The sequence below is a fragment of the Mesorhizobium sp. dw_380 genome (assembly GCF_018588885.1).
Classification (GTDB): Bacteria; Pseudomonadota; Alphaproteobacteria; order Rhizobiales; family Rhizobiaceae; genus Mesorhizobium.
On sequence record NZ_JAFFIW010000088.1, the window covers coordinates 1 to 5411 of the forward strand.

General features: G+C 63.7%; 6 protein-coding genes and 1 tRNA gene. 3 read left to right on the top strand and 4 right to left on the bottom strand.

Annotated features, from left to right (window positions below; genetic code table 11):
• Nucleotides 1–279: 279 nt before the first annotated feature.
• Both JT360_RS32770 and JT360_RS32775 read right to left on the bottom strand, forming a co-directional pair.
• On the bottom strand, nucleotides 280–1527 hold the full coding sequence (locus JT360_RS32770) for an ABC transporter substrate-binding protein (protein ID WP_214477521.1): 1248 nt from the start codon (nucleotides 1525–1527) through the stop codon (nucleotides 280–282).
• A 64-nt stretch (nucleotides 1528–1591) separates the two neighbouring features.
• On the bottom strand, nucleotides 1592–2650 hold the full coding sequence (locus JT360_RS32775; protein ID WP_214477523.1) for a LacI family DNA-binding transcriptional regulator: 1059 nt from the start codon (nucleotides 2648–2650) through the stop codon (nucleotides 1592–1594).
• Nucleotides 2651–3129: 479 nt separating this feature from the next.
• On the opposite strand from JT360_RS32775, the gene JT360_RS32780 reads away from it, so the two are divergent.
• Together JT360_RS32780 and JT360_RS32785 are read left to right on the top strand one after the other, a co-directional pair.
• Complete coding sequence (locus tag JT360_RS32780; protein ID WP_250889240.1) at nucleotides 3130–4143, top strand: sensor domain-containing diguanylate cyclase; 1014 nt, start codon at nucleotides 3130–3132, stop codon at nucleotides 4141–4143.
• 166 nt (nucleotides 4144–4309) lie between these two features.
• Nucleotides 4310–4385 (top strand) — tRNA-Cys (locus JT360_RS32785).
• A gap of 15 nt (nucleotides 4386–4400) precedes the next feature.
• On the opposite strand, the gene JT360_RS32790 is transcribed toward JT360_RS32785, so the two are convergent.
• Nucleotides 4401–4667 (bottom strand): DUF1488 family protein, encoded by a 267-nt coding sequence (locus JT360_RS32790; protein ID WP_214477525.1) that lies wholly within the window; start codon nucleotides 4665–4667, stop codon nucleotides 4401–4403.
• 72 nt (nucleotides 4668–4739) lie between these two features.
• Entirely contained in the window at nucleotides 4740–4973 is a 234-nt protein-coding gene (locus JT360_RS32795) for a hypothetical protein (RefSeq protein ID WP_214477526.1), read from the bottom strand.
• 246 nt (nucleotides 4974–5219) lie between these two features.
• On the opposite strand from JT360_RS32795, the gene JT360_RS32800 reads away from it, so the two are divergent.
• Nucleotides 5220–5411: co-chaperone GroES (locus JT360_RS32800; RefSeq protein ID WP_214477528.1), on the top strand; the 192-nt coding region annotated here is incomplete at its 3' end.

A 5411-nucleotide genomic window follows, 5' to 3' on the forward strand; every position in this document is an offset into this window, starting at 1 on the left:
GGGGCGGCCCGTGCCCCGCGCCGGGGCGAGGGCGTTGTGGGGGGGGGGGGGGGGCGGTGGTGTAGTGTGGGGGGTGAGTCCGTGTTGGCTTGTTCTTCCGAAGGTCACGATGCGACGCCCTAACGAACCCTTGTGGGGAGGTCGGACCGCAGGTCCGGGTGGGGGACTGGCGCTGACCCCCACCCCGCTGCTTCGCAGCGACCCTCCCCACAAGGGGGAGGGTAAGGAGCGCGCCGGCCGCCCGCCCAGGGAGACAGGCGAGCGGCCGGCAGGCGGCCGCTACTTCTGCGGCGCCTGGTCGATGATCGACTGCATGGTCTCCTGGGCATTCGCGATGGCGCCGTCGACGTCGTCGCCGAAGAAGACCTCGTTGATCATCTGCGTCCACGGGCCGTTGGCGGAGTTGATCAGATCGTTGAATACCACCGAATAGGGCGTCTTTCCCTTGGCCATGGCTTCGGCGGCGATCTGGTAGCGCGGATCGAGATCCTTCAGCGCATCCTTGGCGATGTCGCCGCGCACCGGCAGGCTGCCATATTTGGCCAGGATCGTCTGGCCCTCCAGCGAATAGGCGAAGTCCAGGAATTCCTTCACCACGGCGAGCTTCTTGGTTCCCTTGGTGACGACGAAATTGTCGCCGCCGGCAAAGGACGACCAGCCGCCATCCTTGCCCGGCAGGAAGGTGATGCCATAGTCGACATTGGGATACTGGGTGTTGAGCGCGCCGATGGCGAAGGCGCCGGAGGGCGAGATGCCGATATTGCCGGCGGCAAACGCCGCAAAGAAATTGGCGCCGGTGTCGGTCTGCGCGCCGGCCGGCACCAGGTCCTTCTTGACCATCGAGCGGTAGAGGTCGATGGCGCCGCGCAGCTGCGGACTGTCGAGCGTCGCCTTGGAGCCGTCCTGCGAGAGGATGTCGCCGCCCGAGGCCCAGATCAGGGGCGTGAAGGTGAAGATGTTGCAGCCGCCGCAATTGCCGGAGAAGTAGAAGCCCTTGATGTTGCCGCCAAGCGCATTGACCTTTTCGGCGTCGGCCGCGATCTCGGCCCAATTGCTTGGGCCTTTTTCAGGGTCGAGCCCGGCCTGCTTGAACAGCTTCTTGTTCCAGATCAGCACCGAGGCGTCGGCCGAGAACGGCAGGCCGTAAATGTGGTCCTTGTAGGTGCCGGTCTTCACATGCGCCGGCGACAGGCTGGCGAAATAGGGCAGCGACTTGGCCCAGTCGGTGATGTCCTCCAGCTGGCCGGCGGCGGCGAAGGAGGGCGTATAGATCAGGTCGAGCGACAGCGCGTCGGGCGCCGTGCCACCGGCAGCGGCCGCGCCGTATTTCGGAATGATCTCGGCATTGGGGATGATGTCGAGCTTGACCTGGTCCTTGTGCGCCTTGTTGTAGGCGTCGACGATCCTCGGCATGAAATTCGAGCCGTCGGCGCGCACCCAGATGTTTGCGGTTTCGGCAGCGGCAGTGCCGAGACCGCTGCCTATCACGGCAGCCGCCAGGGTCAGTTTGGCAATTAGGTTCCTCATGTTCTCCTCCTCCAGGTTTGGCCGCTGTCCGCGGCTTGGCGCCGATCACGCGGCGCTTTCGGTTTCAGCCATCCAATGGATGGCCGCAGGAATGCCGCACCACCAGCCGGCACGGCAGTTTTCGAATGCCCGGCGCGGCGGGCTGGCCACCGACCAGCGACAAAAGCGTCAGCCCGGCCTCGCGCCCGAGGGCCACGAGGTTCATATCGACGGAGGTCAGCGGCGGGCGCGTGGCTTCCGCGACGATCTCCCAATTGTCGAAGCCGATGACGCCGACATCACCGGGCACGCCGAGGCCGCGCTCGCGCAGAGCATCGATGACGCCGCGCGCGATCTGGTCGTTGCCGCAAAAAACGGCGTCCGGCCTTTCGCGTCCGTTGTTCAGTTTTGGGCCGTCGAACAATCGCGCCACCGCCTCATGTCCCCAGGCTTCCGACCAGGGACCAAGCAGCGGCTCGGTGACCGGCAGGCCGTTCTCGGCAAGCACGTCGCGATAGGCCTGGGCCCGGGCATGCACCACGGCAAAGCTCGCAGGCCCGCTGACATGGGCGATACGCCTGCGGCCGAGCCGGCAGAAATGTTCCACAGCCAGCCGCGCGCCGCCGGCGTCGTCGCAGACGAAAGCGACGGCGTCGGGATCAGGCTGGGTGAAGGCGTAGATCACCGGGATGCGCAGATTGGCGAGATCGACGGGCAGATGGCGGTCGATGCGCTTGCCAGTGGCGATGATGCCGTCGACACGCTTGTCGAGCATGGCCTCGACATGCAGCTGGCCCAGACGCGGATCCTCCTCGACATTGCACAGGAACACCGAGACGCCATTGTCGACCAGCGCGTCCGAAATGCCCGACATCAGCGGCAGCGAGAAGCGGCCATAGGTGTCGTTGGTGAGCAGGCCGACGGTGAAACTGCGCCGCCTGAGCAGGCTCTGCGCCAGGCTGTTGGGCCGAAAGCCAAGGCTGCGCGCCGTCTCGCGGATGCGCTCGCGGGTCTCGGCGGTCATGCGCCCTTGGTTGTTGAGCGCCTTCGAGGCGGTAGCGACACTGACGCCGGCCCGCGCCGCCACGTCACGCAAGGTGACGGGCTTGGGAAAGACCGGAACAGGCTGATCGTCCACTGCCATCGCGCCGAGGAATCCTGAGTTGGGAAAAGGTTTTCTCTTACAGGCCGGAATAAGGCCCGGCCAATGGCCGAGCCCGATGGAGCTGCTTGGAAAAACCTTTTCTCAACTTGAGGCTAGGCTAGATCTGGTGATCGTTCAAGAGGAAAAGTGGGGCCGGGGCACGCGCTTCAGGGTTTGAATTCGCTCTCACGTGTTTCCATGCGCCAGCGCTGCCCCTCACCTGCCTGCCGGCATCCTCTCCCCGTATAGTGACGGGGAGAGGGGCACTCTCATCGCCGATTTCGCCCAATCGCAGACGTTGCAAGACGGGCGCCGAGGTCACAGCCAGCCCCTTCTCCCCGTCACTATACGGGGAGAAGTGCCCGGCAGGGCGATGAGGGGCGGCGCTAACTTCGACAATCAGTTCCGGTATAGCCAGCTGCCGTCAGGGAAGTCTTAAGGGCTGTTGCGCCATGATGATCGTCCGCTGGAGCCCCGCCATGCCCGATACCTCGTACAGCGCCAGCGAGCGTCGCCGCGATGCCGCAACCATCGCCCGGCTCAAGACGGAACTTGCCGCACAGGCGGCGCTGATCGCCAGGCAGGAGGTTTCGCTGGCCCACAGCCGAAAGATCTTCGACCGTGCCTCGGTCGCCGCGCGCATCGGCGTTTGGGAATGCAGCCTGCCCGGCGAACAACTGCACTGGACCGAAATGGTCTATGATTTGTTCGATTTGCCGCGCGATTCGGTGCTCGACCGCTCGGAGATCATCAAGTGCTATCCGGCGGAGTCGCGCAAGGCGCTGGACAGTTTACGCAGCCGCGCGATCGCGGAGCGCAGCGGCTTCACCCTCGACGCCGAGATCACCACCTTCGCCGGCCGCGGCCGCTGGATCCGCATCACCGCGACCGTTGAGTGTGAGGCGGGCGTGCCGGTGCGCATCTTCGGCATGAAGCAGGACATCACCGAGGAAAAGATCCTGTCGGACCGGATGCGCTATCTCGCCGAGTTCGACGCCATGACCGGACTGGCCAACCGCGGCCGCTTCCAGGCACGGCTCGCCCATGCGGACGAAGGCCGTCCGCTCGGCGCGCTGCTTTTGATCGACCTCGACGGTTTCAAGACGGTCAACGACACGTTCGGCCATGTCGTCGGCGACGAGTGCCTGAAGGCGGCGGCCGAGCGCCTTGCCGGCGGGTGCGGCGAGGCGGATCTGGTGGCCCGCGTCGGCGGCGACGAGTTCGCGGTGCTGGTGGGAGCGCATCTCGACCGTGCCGCGGTTTCCGATCTGGCGCGCGGCATCATCGAGGCGATGGGCAAGCCGGTCGCGATCCGCGGCCAGTCGCTCAGGCTCGGCGCATCAATCGGCATCGCCTTCGCCGGGACGGGGGCGTCCTGCGACCTGTTCATGCAGGCCGACACCGCGCTCTATGCCGCCAAGGCGGCGGGCCGCAACACATTCCGCATCTTCAAGGCCGAGGCCGGCGCGAAAGGCCGTAGCGCGGCTGCGTAGGGGCGGGCGATCCAGGACGTTTGAAAGCGGTTTTGCGTTGCGGCCATGTGCATGGCGCTGACCATCGGCGTCGCGACGAAGCCGAACGGCAATTGGCGATATGTCTACAAACAAACCTTCGCGCTTAACTTTTCCGCAAATATTTATCCGTTAGGTCAGCAGCCATGGCCTCGTGGCGGAGCGGCTACGCTGGAGACTGCAAATCTCTGAAGCCTCGGTTCGATCCCGAGGCGAGGCCTCCAAACCGCCCCGCGCTCTCAGCCAAAGTCGGCCGACGTCAGCACATACATGCTCTTATGGGTGCGGCCGTAAGCCCTCGATGCCACGTCGCGGATAGCGTTGCTCTCGGTGTCGAAGGTGGCGAGGTAGCCTGCTTCATTGGCCACGGTCGCCGGCCGTATCTTCGACATCGCATCGGCGGCGACGGAAAAAGAAATCTGGAACATGCCGTCATGGCCGACGAACCGGATGCGCTTGCCGGCTTCGTCATAGCTGCGGCTATGATTGGGAAAGGTCAGGCTCATATTGGCCTCCTGGACACTTTGCTTTGACACAATTCCCAAGGGAAAGCGCTACGCGCTCTTCCTGGAATTGCTTTAGGCCTTCTTCACCGTCCGCTTCTTCTTCGGCGCTGGATTCTGGGCTTCGGCTATCCGGTCGGCCTCTTCCTTGGCCAGCCGCAATTCCCTGAGCCTTGCCGTCTTGATCTCCCTGGCCCGCGCCTCGGACATGTATTCGGCGGTTGCCTTGTTGCGCTCCGCCGTCTTCTTCTGCTTGTCGACAAAACGCGCTTCGGCTTTCGCCATCAGACTTTGATTGCCATCGGCCATCGGATAAATCTCCTGCATGCTGAAATCGTGAAAACGAACTTGTCCGATAAATAGGCACTCGGACCGCAAAAATCAATTTTTTGAATTATTTGAGGCCTTTTTGGGTATCACGAAACCGGGTGCGGGAATAATACTTTTCAATATTTAATTCCGGGCACGAATAATTTTGGCACTCCTATCTATCGAGTGCCAAAGCGCCTATAGCAGGAGCGGGGCCGCCTGTGCCGGCCCCAGAAAGAAGTTTCCATGAAGTTTCGGCCACTCCACGACCGCGTCGTCATCCGGCGCGCCGAAGGCGATGTCAAATCCAAGGGCGGCATCATCATTCCCGACAATGCCAAGGAAAAGCCCGGGGAAGGTGAAGTCATTGCCGTCGGCCCCGGTGCACGCGATGAAAACGGCGCGCTTGTTCCGCTCGACGTCAAGGCCGGCGACTTT

Coding starts and splice junctions, on each gene's coding strand:
- JT360_RS32775 (WP_214477523.1), bottom strand. CDS start 2,650: ATGGCAGTGGACGATCAGCCTGTTCCGGTCTTTCCCAAGCCCGTCACC.
- JT360_RS32795 (WP_214477526.1), bottom strand. CDS start 4,973: ATGGCCGATGGCAATCAAAGTCTGATGGCGAAAGCCGAAGCGCGTTTT.
- JT360_RS32780 (WP_250889240.1), top strand. CDS start 3,130: ATGCCCGATACCTCGTACAGCGCCAGCGAGCGTCGCCGCGATGCCGCA.
- JT360_RS32770 (WP_214477521.1), bottom strand. CDS start 1,527: ATGAGGAACCTAATTGCCAAACTGACCCTGGCGGCTGCCGTGATAGGC.
- JT360_RS32790 (WP_214477525.1), bottom strand. CDS start 4,667: ATGAGCCTGACCTTTCCCAATCATAGCCGCAGCTATGACGAAGCCGGC.